The sequence below is a fragment of the Rhizobium tropici CIAT 899 genome, assembly GCF_000330885.1.
Taxonomy (GTDB): domain Bacteria; phylum Pseudomonadota; class Alphaproteobacteria; order Rhizobiales; family Rhizobiaceae; genus Rhizobium; species Rhizobium tropici.
In genome coordinates this window covers 1,294,163-1,313,396 of sequence record NC_020062.1, presented here as the reverse complement: position 1 = coordinate 1,313,396, position 19,234 = coordinate 1,294,163, and the positions used below count along the sequence as shown (strand labels likewise).

Here is a 19,234-nt window from a genome sequence, read left to right as displayed (position 1 = left end):
CCGGTTGGAAACGATAGGAACTGCCAAAACGCAGCTAGAGGGAACCAATCAATGTTTAGCAATTTCATCTCCATCAACATGGCATCAATGCTGAAGAAGACAGGGATTTTGGCGGGCGCCACTTTTGTGGGGCTCGGCATGTCGACGGCTGTCTTTGCCGAGACGCTTACCGTCTGGGACGACCATGACTCGGAGTCGCGGGCTGCCGTGATGACTGAGCTCAACGCCAATTTCCAGAAGGCGCATCCTGAGGTTAAGCTCGACCATACCGTACGCGACTTCCAGGATCTCAATCTTACGCTCAAGCTTGCGGTTTCATCCGGCGATGGTCCAGTGGTGACCAAAGTTAACCAGGGCGCTGGCGACATGGGCGCGATGGTGAAGGAAAACCTTCTCGTTCCTGTCGATACCTATCTCAAGAAATATGGCTGGGATAAAAACCAGTCCGATAGTCTGCTTGCGCGTGACCGATGGTCGAGCAAGGGCGAGTTCGGTGTCGGGGAGACCTATGGTATCTCGTCGCTCGCCGAAATCGTCGGTCTTTATTACAACGAAAAGGTCTTGAAAGCTGCCGGAGTCGAGCTGCCGATCAAGAACTTCGACGATTTCCTTGCAGCCCTCGATAAGGTTAAGGCCGCAGGCACCCCACCGCTCACCATAGGCACTGCGAAGGGCCACCTGGCGCTCCATATGTTGGCCGGGATCAGTCAGGCGCATATCGATGCGTCCGATCGAAAGGCGCTTGATGACCTGATCTACGGCCGCGGCGGAACCTGGAATACGCCTGGCAATCTGGAATCGGTGAGACTTGCTCAGAAATGGGCAACAAACGGCTATTTCTCCGATGGCTACCAGGGCATTTCGGGTGATGATGCCGTTCAGCTTTTTGTTGCTGGCCAAGGGGCCTTTCTGATTTCTGGAACCTGGTACTTCGGCGATATGCAGAACAATCCGGATATCCATTTCATGCCGATCCCGGCACCCGCCGGTATCAAGCATCCGCTTTCGGTTGGCGGTGTCGACCTTGCCTGGGCGATCACTGGCCTGGCCAAGAGCGACAAAATGAAGGATCTCGCCGGCGAATACATCAATTACATGGTCTCCAAGGATGCATCCGTGACCTGGGCTCGCGCCGGCTATCTGCCAGCTACTCCAGTTCCTGAAGATGCCGGGGTCAACGCTTCCCCGCTTCTGAAGGAGGGCATCGCGATCTGGAAATCGTTGAACGATGACAATGCACTGGGGCATTATCCCGATTGGGCGAGCCCCACCATGCTCAAGACGTTTGATGAAAATACGCCGCTGCTGCTCGCGAACAAACAAACGCCTGAAGAGCTGATCGGCAAGCTCGATGCCGATTATGCCGCCTATATGAAGAGCAAGTGATTGCCAGACACAGCAATCCTGCCGCTGCTCCATTTGATGAGAAGCAACGGCGGGAAACTTCGCTACGTCAATCCTGATCACGGCCAGAGCGGCGCCAGTCGACCCCTGGCATATTCATGAGATGGTGCATGAAACGTTCACCACTTGATGCCAACGCCAGCAGAAATCTCATTTATATTCTGCCTGGTTTGCTGGTTTATCTTGCTCTTGTCCTTGGCCCCATTATCGCGGCAATCGGTATCAGTTTCACCGAATGGAATGGGATCGGCTCGCCCAATTGGGTTGGCTTTGGCAATTATGCAAAATTGCTTTCGGATGAGACTTTCTATGTCGCATTGAAAAACAATGCACTCTTTATGGTGTTCTACTGTGTCATCCCGATCGTTGTCGGCCTGTTGCTTGCCGCATTGGTCTGGTCGCTGAGGCAGCGGGAACAGTTCGCGCTGCGCACATTGCTGTTTTTGCCCTATATCATGCCGACCGCCGTCCTTGGCATCATTTGGCACTGGCTCTACAATCCTGCTTTTGGTCCCATCAATCAGGCATTGAAGCTGGTTGGCCTAGGTTCGATCGCTTTACCCTGGCTTGGCGATTTCACCTTTGTCCTACCGGCCGTAGGTATCGTCGCCAGCTGGTATTTCTTCGGTTTCTGCATGGTGCTGTTTCTTTCCGGTATTCAGCGGATTGACCCTTCGCTGTTTGAAGCGGCGAGGGTCGACGGTGCTTCAGGAAGCAGGATTTTCTTCTTCATAACGCTGCCGCTCCTGCTGCCAGAAATACGCATCGCGTTGCTTCTCACCATCATTGCTTCCATCAAGAGCTTTGACCTAATCTTTACGATGACCAGGGGCGGTCCGGCCAATGCGACCCTCGTTCCTAATATTTACATGTACGAGCTTGGCTTCCAATTGAACCGTTATGGCTATGCGTCGGCCGTTGCCATCATCGGTGCGATTCTGGTCTTCACAATCAATTATGCCGTTCATCGGCTGGTGCGGCCAGTGAACGGAGGGAGTGCATCGTGAGCAGAAATTTTCATGGGATAGGCGCGGTTCTGCCGTCACGTATCATTCTTTGGCTCTTTGCGGTCTTGACGGTTATCCCCTTCGCGCTTCTGATACTGACGTCTCTGAAGAGCCGCGCCGATCTTATCCAGGGCGCATTCGTATTGCCCGCCTATCCGCATTTCGAGAACTATGCGAATGCTTGGATCGAGGGCCATTTTAACGTCTATTTCCTGAATTCGGTTCTGATCGTTTTCCCTGTGGTTATCGTCAGCATCATACTCGGGACATTGATGGGATTCAGTTTCGCATTCCTGAGCTTTCCCTTCAGACGCACCATTTTCGTTCTCTTGACCATCGGCATGATGGTGCCGACCGAAGCCTTCATCATTCCACTCTACTATGAGATGCGATATGTCGGTCTCATCAACACGTATGCGGCGTTGATCCTTCCGCAAATTGCCATGTCGCTGCCTTTTGCGACAATGTTCATGGCAAGCGCGATGCAGCAGTTGCCATTGGAGGTCATAGAGGCAGCCGTCCTCGATGGAGCATCTAGACGATACATTCTGTCGAAAGTTATCGTACCCCTGATGCTGCCATCCATGTCGACGCTGGCATTGTTCCTGTTCATCTGGACATGGAACGAATTTCTTATTCCACTTGTTCTGGTTAATGACGACAACTATCGCACGCTACCGATCGGCATGCTGTTTTTTCAGGGACGTTATACGGTCAATACGCCTGTGCTGACGGCGGGCGCTGTCATCGTTATCGGCCCGCTCATTCTCGCTTACATGCTATTCCAGCGCAAACTCATCACAGGCCTCACGGCTGGAGCGACAAAGTAGATCTGCAGGCACTTTGCCGCGCGACGCGATCCCGAGCCGGCGCTTGCTGAGCGTCGGACGATCCTTGAGCGACTATTTCGGATACGCTCAGCCGGAAAGGTGGGCGAGCTTCACCAGTTCCGCCTTGCGGCTGGCGGTTTCCAATCCCAGCTCGATGAATTGCCGTGCATGTCTGGCAAGGGCAACATTGTCGTCCCAGAGATTGCGCCAGATCGCCGTCTTCAGCGATAGGTCCTTGTCGACGATGGCGGTCGAGAAGGATTCGAAGGTTACGTAGTCGTTCCAGCCGACTGCGACCAATGCATCGAAAATGGCGGCGAAATCGATATTGCCGGTTCCGAGATAGCCGCGATGGCTTTCGCCGATATGGACGTAGCCGATCTTGTCGCTAGCATGGCGGATAGCGAGCCCGACATCGGCCTCCTCGATGTTCATGTGGAACGTGTCGAGATGCAGGAAAACGTTGGAGGCGCCGGTATCGCGAATGTAAGCCATGCCCTGGGCGGCAGTGTTCAGCATATTGCTCTCGAACCGGTTGACGATCTCGAGGTTGAGGGTGACGCCGGAAGTCTTTGCCTGGTCGGCGACCTTGGACAGGGTCGAAATACTGGTATCCCACCCCCTTTTCGTCGGCGTACGCTCCTGCTTGCCGTGCGCCGAGCTCAGGATTCCCGCAAGCTTTGTGCCGCCGAGATCGCGCACCAGCGCTACAGCGCGATCAAGAATGTCCTTTCCTTTGGCAACGATCGTCGGATCCTCGCTGGAAATATCGCCTTCTGCCGGCAATCCCATGCTGATTGCGACATCGAGGCTGAGTTCTTCGATGCGGGACGCGAGCCATTTCACGTCTACCAGCTTCGGATCCAGATAGGAGAATTCGATCAGCTGGAAGCCAAGCTCGTGCGATCTTGTAAGAGCCTTTTCAAGGTCTTCCTTGGAGGAGCCGGCACTCCAGACGAAGGAGTGAACACCGATTTTGGACATGGGACGCCGCTTTCCGATTGGTGGCAAAGATCGCGGCCCGCCCCCGTAGAAAAAAGGGACGGGCCGCTCGGGAGGAGATTTTAGCGAGCTGCCGTCCAGCCCTTGTAGTCCTTGAGATTGTCAGCCGTGATCAGCTTGGGATCGAGGAGGACGGTGGGCTGGGCGGGCTTCTTGCCGTTGAGGACATCGACCGCCATCTTCAGGGAGTCTCCGGCCATCGTGTAGGGATCCTGTGAGGCCGATGCCTTGATCATCGATTTGCTGCTTGCGAGCGACTTTTCGATGTCGGGAGCGCCATCGACCGAGGTGATGAAGAACTCGTGGCGATTGAGCTGCTTGGCCGCCAGTTCCGCGCCGATGCCTGTCGGGTCATTGATCGCGAAGACGGCATCGATCTTGTCGAAGCGCGTCAGAAGTCCCTGCATGACGGCAAGGCCACCGTCGCGCGAACCCTGGCCGTTCTGATCGTCGGACAGGACCTTGATATCGGGGCTCTTCGCCAGGACGTTCTTGCAACCCTGAACGCGGTCGAGGATCGACGAGGAGGCCGGGCCATTGATGATGACGACGTTGCCCTTGCTCTTCAGCTGGTCGATGATGTACTGGCAAGCCTCTTCGCCGGCCTTGATGTTGTTGGTCATGACGGTGACGTCGGCGCCGGGAGCCGATACGTCAAACGCAGCAACGATGACGCCTGCTGCCTGGGCTTTCTTGACGGCGGGGGCGATCGCCTTGGCATCGACGGCATTCAGCATGATGATGTCGACGCCGGCGGCGATGAAGCTGTCGATCTGCGAGACCTGCTTGTTGAGGTCGTAGTCGGCCGATACGGACGTAACCTGGACGTTCGGATTGATCTTCTTGGCGCTGTCTTCGATACCCTTGATGGTGGCGACGAAGAATGGATTGCCGAGCAGGCCGACAGAAATGCCGATCTTCTGAAGGTCTTTGGCGGCAGCCGGCATTGCTATGGCAGCCGCAAGCGCGGTGGCGGCGAGCAGTTTCGTGATCATACGCATTCTTTCCTCCTTATGGCGCTTCCTGCGCCCCGTTGTCCGGTAATCCCGGTTCCTCCAGCCGCACATCCTCAGGTGCGGCTAAGCCCTTTCAGCCGATAGCGGTCGAGCGCCACGGCCACGATGATGACAAGCCCCTTGATGATGTACTGCCAGATGTCGGATACCCCGACGAGGATCAGGCCGTTCGAAAGCACGGCGATAATGAGCGCGCCGATCAATGTGCCCCAGATCGAGCCGACGCCGCCGACGAAACTGGTGCCGCCGAGAATAACGGCAGCGATCGCATCAAGCTCATATGCCTGGCCGAGCTGCAGGCCATTGGCCGCATAAAGGCGGGCTGCCGACATCACGCCGCCCAAGCCGGAAAGCAGGCCTGACATCGAATAGACGAAGAGCAGCACCAGGGGCACCTTGATGCCGGTCAGGCGCGCTGCTTCCATATTGCCGCCGACTGCATAGATCCAGGTGCCAAGAACCGTGCGCTTCAGGATCACCCAGGAAATCAGGATCGTCAGCAGCGCGATGATGGCAAGCCAAGGCACGCCGAGGAAGTTGCCGTTGCCGATGAAGTCGAACGGCAGGTCGGGGTTGAAGACCGTCGTGTCATTGCCGAGCAGGCGGGCGATCCCGCGCATGGCGGTGAGCGAGCCGAGGGTGACGATAAACGGGGGCAGCTTCAGGAAGGCGATGATTGTGCCGTTGATGACGCCGCAGGCAAGACCGACGGCGATTGCCGCGGGTATGCCGAGCATGCCGATATCCGGAACGAGGGAGACGATGACGCCGATCATGGCCGATGCGGCAAGGATAGAGCCGACGGAAAGGTCGATGCCACCAGTCAGGATCACGAAGGTCATCCCGGCCGCCAGCACCGTGTTGATGGATGCCTGCTGCATGACGATCGACAGGTTGTTGACGCTGAGAAAGCGGCCGCTGATAAGATGAAAGCCGATCGCCAGAAGAATGAGGACCGGAAGCATGCCGAGGGCGGTCAGTGTGGACCGCAGCTTCATCTTGTCTGTTGCTGTCTGTTCGCTCTGCATTGCCCTTATTTCCCGTTCTCTTTCTTGTCGCGCTCTTATGCGCCTCGCTTGGCGGCGCCGGTCGACAGAGCCATGATGGCCTCCTGGCTGATCGGCCGTTCTTCCGAGCCGGCGATCTCGCCGGCAATGCGGCCTTCGCGCATGACCAGCACCCGGTCGGCAATGCCGATGATTTCGGGCAGATCGCTGGAGATAACGACGATCGCGATGCCGCTCTCGGCCAGTTCGTCTATGATCCGATAGATCTCCGACTTGGCGCCGACATCGACGCCGCGTGTCGGCTCGTCGAGGATGATCACCCGCGGCTTGGTTTCGAGCAGGCGGGCAAGAAGCACCTTCTGCTGATTGCCGCCCGAGAGCGCACCGACATTGATCGCCGTGCTCCTGGTGCGGATCGACAACGACGAGACGGCGCTGTCGGCACGCTTCTTTCCCTTGCCGAAATCGAGAAAGCCGCCAGATCGCGAATCCTCGGAAATCACGCCAATGTTGATGTTTTCGTTGATCGACATATCCAGAAACAGGCCGAGGCCCTTGCGGTCTTCGGTGAGATAGGCAATCCCGGCATCAAGCGCGGCCCGCGGCCCCTTCAAGGAGAGGTCGCGGTCATCGAGTGAAACGCTTCCGGAACTCCTGTGGTCCGCGCCATAGATAAGCCGCGCAAGTTCCGTGCGTCCGGAGCCGACAAGACCCGCTATGCCAAGCACTTCGCCGGCGCAGGCCTCGAAGGAGCAGTCATGCACGCGGCGTCCGTCACCGATGTTGTTGACCGAGAGCACTACCTGGCGATCCCTGCCGCCGGCGCGGTGTTCCTTCTTGTAGAAGGAGGAAAGGTCGCGACCGACCATCATGGACACCAGGCGTTCGGCCGAAAGCTCGCTGCGCTCCAGCGTGCCGACATAGGCACTGTCGCGCAACACGCTCACGCGGTCGGCCAGTGCGTAGATCTCTTCCATGCGATGGCTGATATAGATGATCGCAATGCCATGAGCCTTCAGGCCGGCAATGACCTCGAAGAGCTTTTCGGTTTCGCGGCTTGTCAGCGAGGTCGTCGGCTCATCCATGACGATGATGCGCGCATTCGTCGTCAGCGCCCGGGCGATTTCCACCATCTGCCGTTCGCCTAGCGACAGGCTGGCAACCAGTTGGTTCGGCGAAAAGGCGATGCCGAGACGTTTCAGGATCGGCTCGGCGCGCTTTCTGATATCGCCGCGATCGACGAAACCGATAAGCGACGGCTCGGCGCCCAGGAACATGTTCTGGGCGACCGTTAGGTTGGGTGCGAGCGACAGTTCCTGGTAAATGACGGCAATGCCATTGGCTCTTGCCTTGATCGGGTCGCCGGCGATGACAGGGCGACCGATGACAAGGACGCTGCCGCCGGGATCAGCCACATAGGCGCCGGAGAGAACCTTCATCAGCGTCGACTTGCCGGCGCCATTCTCGCCCATCAGTGCGTGCACCTCGCCCGGATAGACGGTCAACGACACATTGGTCAGCGCCCGCGCATTGCCGAAGGTCTTGCTGATGTTCTGCATTTCGAGAACGGGGGTGGCGACCTGATCGCTTGCCGCAGCTGGGCTCATCGCATCATCTCCTTCGACACCGCCCCGTCCGGCGCTTGTGAATGCATCGCCTCAACACGGCGTCGCCATTCCCGCCTGTAGGCGTCGAGGCCGTTGATGAGGGCGGGGCGAACCTCTTCGGTCTCGTTGAGGAACGGTTGCAGGCCGGCCTGGCGCAACACGAGGGCGGCAGCCCCGAAGGCGCTGCCCTCCGGATTGGAACTGGTGAAAACCGTTTGGTTGCGCAGTGCCGCCAGCATCGGTGCATAGAGCTCCGCTTTGACAAGGCCGCCATCGATGACGATGGCGTTTTCCGAGTGGATCAGATCGAGTGACAGATCCGTCATCAACGTCACGTAGAGCAGCGCAACCGCAGCCCGTTCTTCGCCCGAGACCGCAGGGCCGGCAAAGCGGCCTTCGGAATGCCGGAAGGGACCACCGGGGGCAAAGGAGGGGAGGGCGAAGCTGCCTTTGAAGATGACGGCTTCGATTGCGGCAACCGAAATCGGCTTCGTCCAGCCATCGCTCGCGACATCATATTCCCGGCCGCCCATGAAGCGGATGGTCGCCGCCGGTGCATGATCGACCGTGACGTTGGCAAGCATGTCGCGGCGCTGATCCAGCGCTTCGAGCGGGCAGGCCTGATTGAAGATAATCACCCAGGTGCCGGTGGAGATCAGCGTGAAATCCTCGAAGCCGAGGGAGCGATAGTAGAAGAGCGAGGAATTGCTGTCGTGCACGCCGTTATGTACGGCAACATCGACGTGTTCGCCGCTGCCGAGCGTCACCGGATAGATGCCGAGATGCGAGCCGGCCACTGCGAAGCTCGGCATCTTCGCCCGCCAGCCCTTGGCGTCCACCAAGCTGCTGAAATCATCGGCAAGGGGTGCCCAGAGGTGCGAATGGCAGCCGAGATAGGAGACTTCGGATACCGCCTTGCTCGAGAAACGCCAGGACCAGAACTGCGGATAGGCCAGGATGGCGTCGGTCTCTTCCAGCATTTCCGGATCACGATCGGCAAGCCAGAGCACATGCCGTCCATAATTGAAGCCGAGCGGCAGGCGGGGGGAAAAGGTCTCCGCAAAGCTCGGGATGAACAGGTCGATCCGCGCGGCAATGTCCGCCGGCGGCTCCTGCTCGTAATCGAGGATCGGATGGCGCAGCGCATTGTCGCCGATCAAAGCAAAAGTGCATCCGTGGGCGGAAAAGGTGACGTGGCGGATCCCATGTGTCTCGACGGCGCGGGCAAGCTCGCTTTCCATCCAGGCAAACAGCGTGCCGTCGTCGAGAACACGAAGATCGCCATCGTCCAGCCAGATCGGTTTCGTACGCCGTTCAGCAAGGACCGTACCGTTTCCATCGATGACAAACAGTTTCGAATTCGTCTTGCCGAGGTCGAAGACGGCGATGGGCTGATGCGCGCTCATGCGACACCCCCGACGTCGGCAATCAGAATTGTCACGCCGGCATTTTCCAGCATGTTGGCATTGGCATCGGACAGGCCGTCGTCGGTGACGATCGTGCCGACACGTGAGAGCGGCAGGACGAGGTTGCGCGGCTGAATGGAGAACTTCCGGCTGTCGGCGAGAAGCACGATCTCGTCGGCACAGGTATTGAGTTCGCCGATCGCCTTGATGAGCAGCGGATGGGATTCAAAGAGACCCTGGGTACCAATGCCTTGGGTCCCGATGAAAAAGCGCGAGGCGAAAAAATTAGGCGCGCCAGCGGCAGGATCATGGATAATGCCCGGTTCACGGTAGAGCTCACCGCCGGCAAGGCTCAGATGGCAGCTGCCATGTTCGCCGAGATAGGCGGCAAGCGGCATGGAGTTGGTGTAGACGCGCAGGTTGCGCCGCGCCAGACGCATTCCGAGCTCAAAGCAGGTCGACCCGGCATGCACAATGATGGAATCGCCGTCCCGGACCAGCGATGCAGCCTTTTCGGCGATCGCGCGCTTGGCCTCGACGGCGATATCGCGGTTTTCGTCGAAGGGGCGGGCTGCGAGGCGTCCGCCGACTTCGAAAGCCGATATTCCGCCATAGACCTTCTTGGCTCGACCGGTTTCGTGGAGCTTGTCGATATCACGCCTAATGGTCGCCGGTGAAACGCCCAGCCGGTCTTGAAGGTCTCGAACCGAGGCAAATGGCGTCTCGCGAAGCAGGTCCGTGATGATTTTGTGCCGGTCGGCGTCGTTCACGCAATTTCCTCCCGGCCACTCCCTGCCGATGATTGAATGTAATCACAATGATTGGCGTTTCGCAAGCATGTGTGACGCAGAAACTTCATCGTTGACGATATTCAATCTAATACATACCATGAAGATAAAGTTCGCTCACCGTTGGGTGAGGGGCATCATGAGGATGGAGGATGATCTTGACGGTGGCACCACGCGGCTCCGATGGCGAGTTCGACCGGTTTTTGGCTCTGTCAAAAGAGATCGGCGCCGACATTCTCAAGACACAGGGTGCCGGCGGCAACACGTCGCTGAAGGATGGCGACATGATGTGGGTGAAGGCCTCGGGTACCTGGCTTGCCCAGGCCGGAGATCGTGACATCATGGTTCCCGTGCGCGTCACGCCACTGGTCGAGGCGCTGCGGCAGGGGGATCCGCGTGCCGAGAAGGCGACCGATTTTATCGTCGGCGCCTTGAATACGAGTGGCTTGCGGCCTTCCATCGAAACGAGTTTTCATGCGGCTCTGACAAATCGGGTCGTTGCCCATTACCACTGTGTCAACGCGATTGCGCTTTCGGTGCTGGCGCAACGTGACGAGATCCTGAAGACGAAGCTCGACGCAGCCGGAATGAAATGGGCAACGACGCCTTATCGGCGTCCCGGAACGCCGCTGGCGCGGGAGGTCGATCATGTTGCTGCCGACAAGCCTGACGTGCTCATCCTCTATAACCACGGTATCATCGTCACCGGCGAAACTGTCGAGGAGGTGTCAGGCCGGATCGAACAGGTGACCGCGGCGCTGGAGGTGCCGGTCAGGCAGGTTTCCCAGCCGGATATCAAGGCATTGCAGCACATCGCAGAGGGAAGCAGCTATGCGCCGGCCTCCGATGAAGCTAGCCATCAGCTGGCGCTCTCGCCTGAAAACATCAGGATTGCCACGGGCGGGTCGATGTATCCGGACCATGTGATCTTCCTCGGCACGAAGATCGGGCTGCTGGAGGCCGGTCAATTGCTACAGGCCTATCTCGAAAGCTTTGACGGCACTGAGGGCGGTGCGCCCAAGATGATTATCGTTCCCGGTTCCGGCGTTCTGGTATCGAATGCGCTGACACCTGGTGGCCAGGTGATGGTTCGCTGCCTGGCGGAGGTCGTATCCCGCATCCCTGATGGCGCCGACGTCGTTTACCTCTCGCAAGCAGACGAGTACGAACTCACCAATTGGGAGGCCGAGCAATATCGTCAGGCGCTCGATCGTGGAGCGGCAAAGTCGTGACATCCAGGCAAACCTCTGCCGTTGCGACCATCATCGGCATCGATATCGGAACGTCTGGCGTTCGCGCCGCCGCTCTTGCTGACAATGGCGATCTGGTTGAGATGGTGAGCGCACCTTTCTTAAACGCGGATGAAGGCCGATCGCCGTCGAGCTGGTGGGCTCGGACATCGGCCGCTTTGACGGAACTTGCTGCAAAAGCAAGTCTCTCCTGCGTCCGCGCGATCGGTGTCGATGGAACGTCCGGAACGGTTCTTGCGATCGACAGCGCGGGCGAGCCGGTCGGTGCACCCTTGATGTACAACGACGCCTGCCCGGATCCATCGATCGTCGAGAGCATCTCCCGTCACGCGCCAGCCGACAGTCCCGCCCGCGGTTCCAGTTCAGCACTCGCAAGGGCGATCCATCTCTCGCGCCAGCCTCAGGTCTCGCGAGTGGTTCATCAGGCTGATTGGATTCTGATGAAGCTCGGTCATGATGGCTGTGCGAGCGATGAGAACAACGCGCTCAAAACCGGATACGATCTTGTCGCCGAAGAATGGCCGGACTGGATCGAATGGGCCGGACTGGACCGCCGGCTGCTGCCGATCGTTCAGCGAGCTGGGGCGCCTTTGTCGGTGACGACAGGCTTTATCCGCAATCTTGGCGTCGACAAGACCTGCCGCTTTCACGCGGGAACGACTGACGGCTGTGCTTCCTTTCTCGCAACCGGGGCCTCGCAGATCGGCGATGGCGTCACCGCGCTCGGCTCCACACTCGTTCTCAAGCTCGCGTCGGAGCTGCCGATCAATGCGCCGCAATATGGCATCTATTCGCACCGGGTGCTGGATTTCTGGCTGCCCGGCGGCGCCTCCAACAGCGGCGGCGGCGTCATTCGATCGCTGTTTGGTGATAACAGGCTCGAGGAATTGACAAAGCGCATTGACCCCGATCAGCCGACAGGGCTCGATTTCTATCCGCTGCCGAAGGCCGGCGAACGCTTTCCGATCAGCGACCCGAATTATGCGCCCGGGCTGGAGCCGCGCCCTGCCGACGAGGCGATATTCTTTCAGGCCGTGCTTGAAGGTATTACCGAGATCGAGCGCCTCGGCTATGAACGACTGACTGAGCTTGGCGCCGCACGGCTGCGATCGGTCAGAACCGTCGGCGGCGGCGCGAAAAACCCAGTATGGACCCGGATGCGGCAGGCGGTTCTCGCCGTGCCCTTCGCAGCGTCGAACTCGACGGAGGCAGCCGTCGGCACTGCCTCCCTCATTCTTCAATGGCAGGATAGACAGCGGTGACAATTGCGCCATATACCACTCTTGCAGCACTGATCGACAATTACGACTACTTCCTGATCGATCAATTCGGGGTGCTGCGCGATGATGAAGGCGCCTATGATGGGGCAACTGCGGCGCTGCGCGTGCTGAAGGAGCATGGCAAACACGTCATCGTGCTTTCAAATTCAGGCAGAAGCGGCGAATACAATACAGAACGCTTCGTCCGTCTTGGCTTCGAGCGTTCGCTTTTCGAGCATTTCGTGACCTCGGGCGACGTCGCCTTCGAGATTCTATCTGCCTCGCCTGAAATTGGACAGGGCATGAAGGCTTTCACGATTTCCGGTGGCGGCGATCATGACCTTGCTGATCGTCTCGGGCTTACCAACGTGTCGCGGTCGAATGAAGCCGATCTCATTATCATTTCCGGCAGCGAGACGGAAAAGATTGAGCTCGACGACTATCGTCGGCAACTGGCGCCGGCGGCAACGCGCCGCACGCCCTGTTTCTGCACCAATCCCGATATTCATAAGCTTGCCGGCGGAAGGACCGTGCCCGGCGCCGGCGCGATCGCCAGAATCTACGAGGAGCTTGGCGGTAAGGTGCACTGGATCGGCAAGCCGTATCGCGAGATTTACATGCTGGCTATATCCCGGTGGACGAATGCGGAAGCCGGCAGGATCGTCTGCATCGGGGACAGTATCGAACACGACATCAAGGGTGCGGGCGATATGGGTCTGGCCTCCGTGCTGGTGCGTACCGGCATCCTGGCAGCCGCCTCACAGCAGGAACTGGCCGAGTTGACGCGACGACATCATGCAGTTCCGAGCTATCTGATGCCGTGCTTTTCGGTCGACGCAGTGTGAACGGTGCGTGCTTGTCCCTGTCCTCAGAGAAAATGGTTCGAAACTCTTGGGTTGATGCGGCGGATCTTGCGCAAAGTCTGGTAGAGGGTGTTCGACTTCATCACGATGTAGCGCGGAGAAACGGTGCCGCCGAAGCCGGAATAGAGCAGGATGGAACCGGCATTCGCCACACCGTCAAAGTCGAAGATCAGCCCCATCGAAGCGGCATTTTTGATGGCACTCCAGATCAACAAAGGGATTGCGCCGTTGCCGCTGTCGGCCGTGCGGGTCGATAACATGTAGTAATAGGATCTGGCATCCCAGACACAAAATATAGCCGCCCTGACATCCCCTTTGTCGTCCACTGCGACGTAGAAATGACCACGTCCGCGGTCAAGTGCCCTGGTGACGACATCTATGCAGGTAACGAAGTCGATATTGGGTTCCTCGCCTTTGGCCCTAAGATTGGCGATGGAAAAGCGGAAGAACGCCTGCGGGTCCATGATGTTCGAGACGCCGTAACGCTCCTCTGCCCGACGAATGACATTTCGTGTCTTGTCCCGCATGGCTTTCCACATAACGTCCTGAGGGGCCGGGCCGACTTCGAAGGTGAACTGAGCCGTCACCTCGAAATCCTCGGCCTGAAAAGCAAGCACGTCTCTGACGTTGTGGTGCAGCTTCTGACGGAATGAGGAGAACTGCGGCAGCTTGCGGATGAGCTCACGTGTGATCGCCTGACGCTTCACGAAGCGGTTCGGCTCGCTGCCGGAACCGTCGTTGATGCCTGGACCGAGAAAGTGGGTGAGGGTCGGCATATTGATGCTATGCAGACCAAGTCTTGTTTCCTTGAGATAGGGCAGCCGGCCCACTGTCCGCCCGCCTTCGGTCACTTCGGATATCTCGGCTCGTCCCTTCGTCGCAGCATCGAGCCACCAGTGCTCGTGAAATATTGTCGGTATCAAAGGATCCAACACTCCGGGCCTCCTCCAAAAGAAATGTGCAAACTTGCTTCTTTAATTGGTCAAGTTGCTGCAACATCCCCAAAGTACCTCTCTTAGCATACTCAGGCGCCATCAGAAATGAAGTAATATTTTCTCCCGAATTAAGAGGAAAGCCTGCAGTCGATCGCTATTTATATTGGCGGGACGGGCAGTATATTCAGATAGTTTGCGCTTAAACACAGCAATGATTGATGTCAAAACGCTTCGAGAGCGTCCTTAGAATCTCTCGACCAGGTTGCAGCGCTCGACGCTCGCCTCTGTCGCCGCAGCGCTATCATCGGCAATTGGGAGGGGCCGCAGAGTAATTCACGAGTGAAACACAGGCTGCCCGCCATGCGCCGCCGTTCACTCAATCTGTATGCAATCTCCATGAAATCCGCACAGAACCAGGCTATTTCATCGGGCAGTGTTGCCGAGCTTTTCGTTATGCGATCAGCCACAAAGTGCGACTGCAACGGTTACGAAATGGATCGCTTAGTGACGGGATCATGATCGGCAGATCTTATGGTATTGCGTGCCGACTGCACGGCATGGGTCAAAATGACAGTTCCGATATACCGAGGCGCGGACACCGGTGCCTGCAAATCATCCTGTCGATGATGACGTTGGCATTCGCTCTGCCGGCCTGTCAAACGATGGATCTATCTCCACCAGCAGCGCCTCCGCCCTTGCCTTCTGCCTATGCAGGGGCATCGCCCGGCAGCTCTCAGGCTGGCGCCAAGGACCTGGCATGGTGGGAAGGCTTTCACGACCAGATGTTGTCGTCGCTCGTTTCTCGTGCCGCGAACAGCAACCTCACCGTTGCGCAGGCCCGGCAGAATCTGGCGGCGGCAAGAGCGATGGCGCATTCGGCGCTTTCCGGCTATCGGCCGGAGCTGGGGGCAACCGGGATTGCAAATGCCGCAACCGGACCCCGGGTGAATAATGATTTCACGCGGCGTCCGCTGCAATTGAATCTCGAGACAGGCTGGGAGGTCGCTCTTTTTGGGCAAGACAGGCAGGTCCAGAAATCGGCCGATCTGACCGGGCAGATCGCTTATGAGGATCTGGCGGCGGCAAAACTGGCGGTGACAGCGGAAATCGCCGCCAATTACGTTCACCTTCGGGCGCTCCAAAGACGTCATGCCGACACTGCCGAGATGATCGGTCTGTTGGAGAAGAATTCCAGACTGGCAAACGTCAGGGAGCAGGTAGGTCTGGCGACGGCGTCCGACACGGAACTGCAGAAATCGGTCATCGACACTGCCAGATCGAGGCTCGTTGAGTTGGAAAGCGAGATCGCCACGTCAGTCCAGCAAATCGCGACCCTCGAAGGAACGTCGACGCCGACGGCGGACCTCCTTATACCTCAGCCGCAGCCAACCGTCCGAGCCAGTCTGCTGGGAGGCCGTCCCGCCGATCTGCTGCGTTTGCGACCCGACGTGCGGCGAGCCGAATTCGCGGTAACCCAGGCGGGCGCGCAGGTCGGCATTGCGAAAAGCGACCTTTATCCGAAACTACGCCTCTCCGGCGCGATAGGGATCGGCGCTCCGGTTGGAAGTTCTTTGTTTGGCGCTTCCGGAGGGCCATCGCTGCAAATCCCGCTGTTCGATCTGGGCCGGCGCAAAGACGTCGTCGCGGCGAGCGAAGCCAAATTTCGGGAAGCGGGGCTGGCATACCGGCAGGCCGTTCTCGTTGCCTATGAGGAAGCGTCAAGAGCGCTGCGCGAGTTCAATGCCGCCCGACAAAAGACGACGCTGCTAAGATCGAGGTTGAAGCGAGCGACGATGGTGCGCAACAGCGCCGATAAGCTCGTTCAAGAAGGCCTGGAAGATAAATCGAAGTCCATCAGGGGCGCGCTCGACATATTGGAGCTGCGGGCTTCACTGACTGACAGTATCGAAGACGAAGCCCGCTCCCTCATCGCTTTCTACAAGGCAACAGGTACTGCGCAGCAGGCTTCCCCACCTCCTGTGCCGGAAAGGCGGATGTAGTCATGCCAGTTCCGATCGCGCGCAAAACCCTCCTCTACGAATGGCGGCGCTTTTTGCCGGCTGTTGCAGCCGTTGCGTTTTCCGGGCTGCTCATGACGGCTCAGGGAGCGTTGCTGCTTGGGATCGTGAGTGCGAATTCGCTTTATGTATCGCAATCGACCGCCGATTACTGGGCCGGCTATCCCGGCACGCAAAGCGTCGAACTTGGGCGAACGGTGAAAGCGCGCGTGTTGACGAGCCTCTATTCCGAGCCTCTTGTATCCCATATCGAGCCGCTGCTGCTCGGATCGGGCGACTGGCGCGCCACCGGAGGCAATGGTGGCGTCAGCGTCACGATCATAGGCATCGATACCGAGATCGGCAGTGCCGGGCTGGCTAAGGTCGTTCCGGCAGGATTGCGCAGCCAGCTGCGCGAGCCCGGCGCCGTGGTCGTTGACGCATCCGACGGCGACAAGCTTTCCACCAAGCCCGGGGATATGGCGGAGGTCAACGGTCATGCCGTGCGCGTGGTCGGCCTCATTGACGGGCTTCGCGGTCTGGGTGGTGTGAATGTCGTCGGTTCGCTCGATACCGCACGCGTGCTTGATCAGACGCTACCCACCGATGGCGCCGCCACCTATTTCCTGTTCGATATCAAAACTGGCGATAAGTCCGCGGGCGTGATCAGGCGTCTTAATCAACGAGCCTCTGTCGAGCGCTTCGAGATCTGGCCTTCCGGGAGGCTTGCGAGCATGTCGACCAGCTATATGCTGTTCGATTCCGGGGCCGGTATTGCCTTCATCTTTGCGACGCTGATAGCCGCAACCATCGGAGCGCTCATAACCAGTCAGACCCTCATGGCGGCAGTCGCAGGTGCACTTCCGCAATATGCCACGCTTCGCGCGCTCGGCGTGCCCTTTGGCGAGTTGAGAACCATTGTTGCCGAGCAGGCCGCCTGGGTGGGTGTTTCCGGCCTGATCATCAGCGGCGTATTAAGCCTTCTCATCGCTCTCATTGCGCAGGTCTACAAGGTTCCTTTCGTGCTCGACGGCATCGTGATCCTTCTCGCCTCGCTCGTTGTGCTCGTCGTGGCAATTCTCGCCTGTCTTTTAGCAATTCATCGCCTGCGTGAGGCAGACCCGGCTTCCTTGTTGAGATGATATGATGCGATCTGCTATCACTGCTCTCAATCTCCACAAGTCCTTTACCGTCCAGGGCGTTCGTACAAACGCGCTCATCGATATTTCCGTCGAGATGTATCGCGGTGAATTCGCTGTCCTGAGCGGCCCTTCCGGCTGCGGCAAGAGCACGCTTCTGGCGACGCTCGGCGGTATGACCAAACCCGACAGCGGGCAGCTTCGCGCCGGTGAAATCGATCTCTCTTCCTCGACGGACGCGCAGAGAGATGCGTTTCGCCTGAGAAGCTGCGGTTTTATCTTTCAGGGCTTCAATCTGTTTCCGGCACTTTCCGCGCTTGAGCAGGTTCAGGTCCCGCTGGATTACCTGAAGGTTCCGGAAGCCGAGGCACGAGCCCGGGCGCTTGCGGCACTTGAGCGCGTCGGCCTGCTGCACCGCCAGCATCTGCGACCTTCGCATCTGTCCGGCGGCGAGAAGCAGCGCGTTGCCATTGCGAGAGCCATCGTCAAAGAGCCCGCAATCCTGTTTGCCGACGAGCCGACGAGTGCGCTCGACAGCAGCAATGGGTCGAGGATCGTCGAGATCCTGCGTGATGCGGCCAGACAGTTGGGAACGGCGGTTCTGTGCGTCTCGCACGATAGCCGTCTGTTTTCGAAAGCAGATCGCCTCCTCAGGATGGAGGACGGGCGCCTGCTGTCCGATGAACGGCCCGCCTCCGGGCGAAACACCGATACACGAGAGTACTGGCATGGATCACACTAAACGTTCACGCCGTCTTTGGGCGGCCGGCCTATTGGGTTCGTCCCTGACGTTGGGCATTTTATGGATTGCCGTCGGCGTCCCGAAGGCAGAGGAAAGCTCGGATGCTGCCGAACGCATTGCGCCGGCAATCACCGCCGCTGCACGCGGAACAGTCGATGTCGAAGGGGGGCTTTATCGAATAACGGCCGTGCGCGATGGGATCGTTGCCGAGGTGCCGGCAAGGGAAGGGGCGTATGTGCGCAAGGGTGATGTCCTTGCCCTTCTCGACAGAAGGCAGGAGGAAGCTGCGGTCCGCATCGCCGAGCAGGAGGTTTCCCAGGCCGAAGATCATCATAAGCTCCTCGAAATGAAGGAAAGGAACCTTTCGAAGACCTATGAAAGAATGCGCCGCGCCGCCGCCGGCAAAGCCGTTTCCGATCAGGCACTCGAAGATGCGCGCAACGCCTATGAGACGCAGGCTATCGAAACCAACTCCGCTGCGACGGCCCTGAATATCGCGCGGGAACGTCTCGAAATGGCCAAACGCGAGGTGAGCCTGCGCGAGATCAAGGCGCCGGCCGACGGCGTTGTCATACGCCAGGCGGTAAAGGCCGGCGAAGCCGTTTCGTCACAGGCGATGAGTGAGATGTTCGTCCTGTTGCCGGATGGCCCGAAAATCGTGCGCGCGGACATCCCTGAAGAATATCTCAACCTCGTCGGTCCCGGCATGACTGTCGAAATCATTCCCGAAGGGCGCTCCACACAAACCGTTTTAGGCCGTGTCGGCCGAGTTTCCAAAGTATTGACACACGCGAAATCGACGGAAAACCCTGGAGAACGCAGCGATATACGCACGGCAAACTGCATCATCACCGTTCCACGTGATGCTCCTTTGGCGATTGGGCAGCGCGTGGTTGTCCGAGTTCTGAAATGATGCCTCCGTGCCGGAAGAGAGCTCCAGCGCTCTGCGAGAAGTTGCTTGAAGGGAGTGCCCAAGCAATGG

At 58.6% G+C, this 19,234-nt stretch carries 17 protein-coding genes; 10 read left to right on the top strand and 7 right to left on the bottom strand.

What is annotated here, in order from left to right; genetic code table 11:
* Window positions 1-51: 51 nt before the first annotated feature.
* The 3 genes from RTCIAT899_RS28150 (at window position 52) to RTCIAT899_RS28140 (ending at window position 3,241) form a co-directional block, all read left to right on the top strand.
* The gene (locus RTCIAT899_RS28150) at window positions 52-1,386 is read left to right on the top strand and encodes an extracellular solute-binding protein (RefSeq protein ID WP_015343238.1); all 1,335 of its coding nucleotides are present in this window, start codon (window positions 52-54) and stop codon (window positions 1,384-1,386) included.
* Window positions 1,387-1,514: 128 nt separating this feature from the next.
* Window positions 1,515-2,411, top strand: a complete 897-nt coding sequence (locus RTCIAT899_RS28145; protein ID WP_015343237.1) for a carbohydrate ABC transporter permease — start codon at window positions 1,515-1,517, stop codon at window positions 2,409-2,411.
* A complete protein-coding gene (locus RTCIAT899_RS28140; protein WP_015343236.1) occupies window positions 2,408-3,241 on the top strand; it encodes a carbohydrate ABC transporter permease in 834 nt (277 codons plus the stop codon). Before RTCIAT899_RS28145 ends, RTCIAT899_RS28140 begins: the two co-directional genes overlap by 4 nt.
* Before the next feature lie 87 nt (window positions 3,242-3,328).
* Here the strand turns inward: RTCIAT899_RS28140 and RTCIAT899_RS28135 are convergent, their stop codons facing one another.
* The 6 genes from RTCIAT899_RS28135 to RTCIAT899_RS28110 form a co-directional block, all read right to left on the bottom strand.
* Entirely contained in the window at window positions 3,329-4,225 is an 897-nt protein-coding gene (locus RTCIAT899_RS28135; protein WP_015343235.1) for a sugar phosphate isomerase/epimerase family protein, read from the bottom strand.
* Window positions 4,226-4,305: 80 nt separating this feature from the next.
* Window positions 4,306-5,244, bottom strand: a complete 939-nt coding sequence (locus RTCIAT899_RS28130; protein ID WP_041678221.1) for an ABC transporter substrate-binding protein — start codon at window positions 5,242-5,244, stop codon at window positions 4,306-4,308.
* Between the two features lie 68 nt (window positions 5,245-5,312).
* The gene (locus tag RTCIAT899_RS28125) at window positions 5,313-6,287 is read right to left on the bottom strand and encodes an ABC transporter permease subunit (RefSeq protein WP_015343233.1); all 975 of its coding nucleotides are present in this window, start codon (window positions 6,285-6,287) and stop codon (window positions 5,313-5,315) included.
* A gap of 35 nt (window positions 6,288-6,322) precedes the next feature.
* On the bottom strand, window positions 6,323-7,873 hold the full coding sequence (locus tag RTCIAT899_RS28120) for a sugar ABC transporter ATP-binding protein (protein ID WP_015343232.1): 1,551 nt from the start codon (window positions 7,871-7,873) through the stop codon (window positions 6,323-6,325).
* On the bottom strand, window positions 7,870-9,279 hold the full coding sequence (locus RTCIAT899_RS28115) for an FGGY-family carbohydrate kinase (RefSeq protein WP_015343231.1): 1,410 nt from the start codon (window positions 9,277-9,279) through the stop codon (window positions 7,870-7,872). The genes RTCIAT899_RS28120 and RTCIAT899_RS28115 overlap by 4 nt, the downstream gene beginning before the upstream one ends.
* Window positions 9,276-10,049 (bottom strand): DeoR/GlpR family DNA-binding transcription regulator, encoded by a 774-nt coding sequence (locus RTCIAT899_RS28110; protein WP_015343230.1) that lies wholly within the window; start codon window positions 10,047-10,049, stop codon window positions 9,276-9,278. The genes RTCIAT899_RS28115 and RTCIAT899_RS28110 overlap by 4 nt, the downstream gene beginning before the upstream one ends.
* A gap of 170 nt (window positions 10,050-10,219) precedes the next feature.
* Here RTCIAT899_RS28110 and RTCIAT899_RS28105 point away from each other — a divergent pair, with 170 nt between their 5' ends.
* Genes RTCIAT899_RS28105 through RTCIAT899_RS28095 form a run of 3 tightly spaced genes read left to right on the top strand, consistent with a single transcriptional unit; the run spans window position 10,220 to window position 13,421 of the window.
* The gene (locus RTCIAT899_RS28105) at window positions 10,220-11,299 is read left to right on the top strand and encodes a class II aldolase/adducin family protein (RefSeq protein ID WP_015343229.1); all 1,080 of its coding nucleotides are present in this window, start codon (window positions 10,220-10,222) and stop codon (window positions 11,297-11,299) included.
* Entirely contained in the window at window positions 11,296-12,579 is a 1,284-nt protein-coding gene (locus RTCIAT899_RS28100; RefSeq protein WP_015343228.1) for an FGGY-family carbohydrate kinase, read from the top strand. Before RTCIAT899_RS28105 ends, RTCIAT899_RS28100 begins: the two co-directional genes overlap by 4 nt.
* Window positions 12,576-13,421: a TIGR01459 family HAD-type hydrolase gene (locus RTCIAT899_RS28095; RefSeq protein WP_015343227.1), complete on the top strand. Its 846-nt coding sequence runs from the start codon at window positions 12,576-12,578 to the stop codon at window positions 13,419-13,421. The genes RTCIAT899_RS28100 and RTCIAT899_RS28095 overlap by 4 nt, the downstream gene beginning before the upstream one ends.
* A 23-nt stretch (window positions 13,422-13,444) precedes the next feature.
* On the opposite strand, the gene RTCIAT899_RS28090 is transcribed toward RTCIAT899_RS28095, so the two are convergent.
* Window positions 13,445-14,374, bottom strand: a complete 930-nt coding sequence (locus tag RTCIAT899_RS28090; protein WP_015343226.1) for a GNAT family N-acetyltransferase — start codon at window positions 14,372-14,374, stop codon at window positions 13,445-13,447.
* A 695-nt stretch (window positions 14,375-15,069) separates the two neighbouring features.
* Here RTCIAT899_RS28090 and RTCIAT899_RS28085 point away from each other — a divergent pair.
* Genes RTCIAT899_RS28085 through RTCIAT899_RS28070 form a run of 4 tightly spaced genes read left to right on the top strand, consistent with a single transcriptional unit; the run spans window position 15,070 to window position 19,165 of the window.
* Window positions 15,070-16,374, top strand: a complete 1,305-nt coding sequence (locus RTCIAT899_RS28085; RefSeq protein WP_244441517.1) for a TolC family protein — start codon at window positions 15,070-15,072, stop codon at window positions 16,372-16,374.
* 2 nt (window positions 16,375-16,376) lie between these two features.
* Window positions 16,377-17,513 carry an FtsX-like permease family protein gene (locus RTCIAT899_RS28080; protein WP_015343223.1) on the top strand — a complete coding sequence of 379 codons (1,137 nt, stop codon included), beginning with the start codon at window positions 16,377-16,379 and terminating at the stop codon, window positions 17,511-17,513.
* A 4-nt stretch (window positions 17,514-17,517) separates the two neighbouring features.
* Entirely contained in the window at window positions 17,518-18,252 is a 735-nt protein-coding gene (locus RTCIAT899_RS34320) for an ABC transporter ATP-binding protein (protein WP_015343222.1), read from the top strand.
* A complete protein-coding gene (locus tag RTCIAT899_RS28070) occupies window positions 18,239-19,165 on the top strand; it encodes an efflux RND transporter periplasmic adaptor subunit (protein ID WP_015343221.1) in 927 nt (308 codons plus the stop codon). The genes RTCIAT899_RS34320 and RTCIAT899_RS28070 overlap by 14 nt, the downstream gene beginning before the upstream one ends.
* Window positions 19,166-19,234 lie beyond the last annotated feature (69 nt).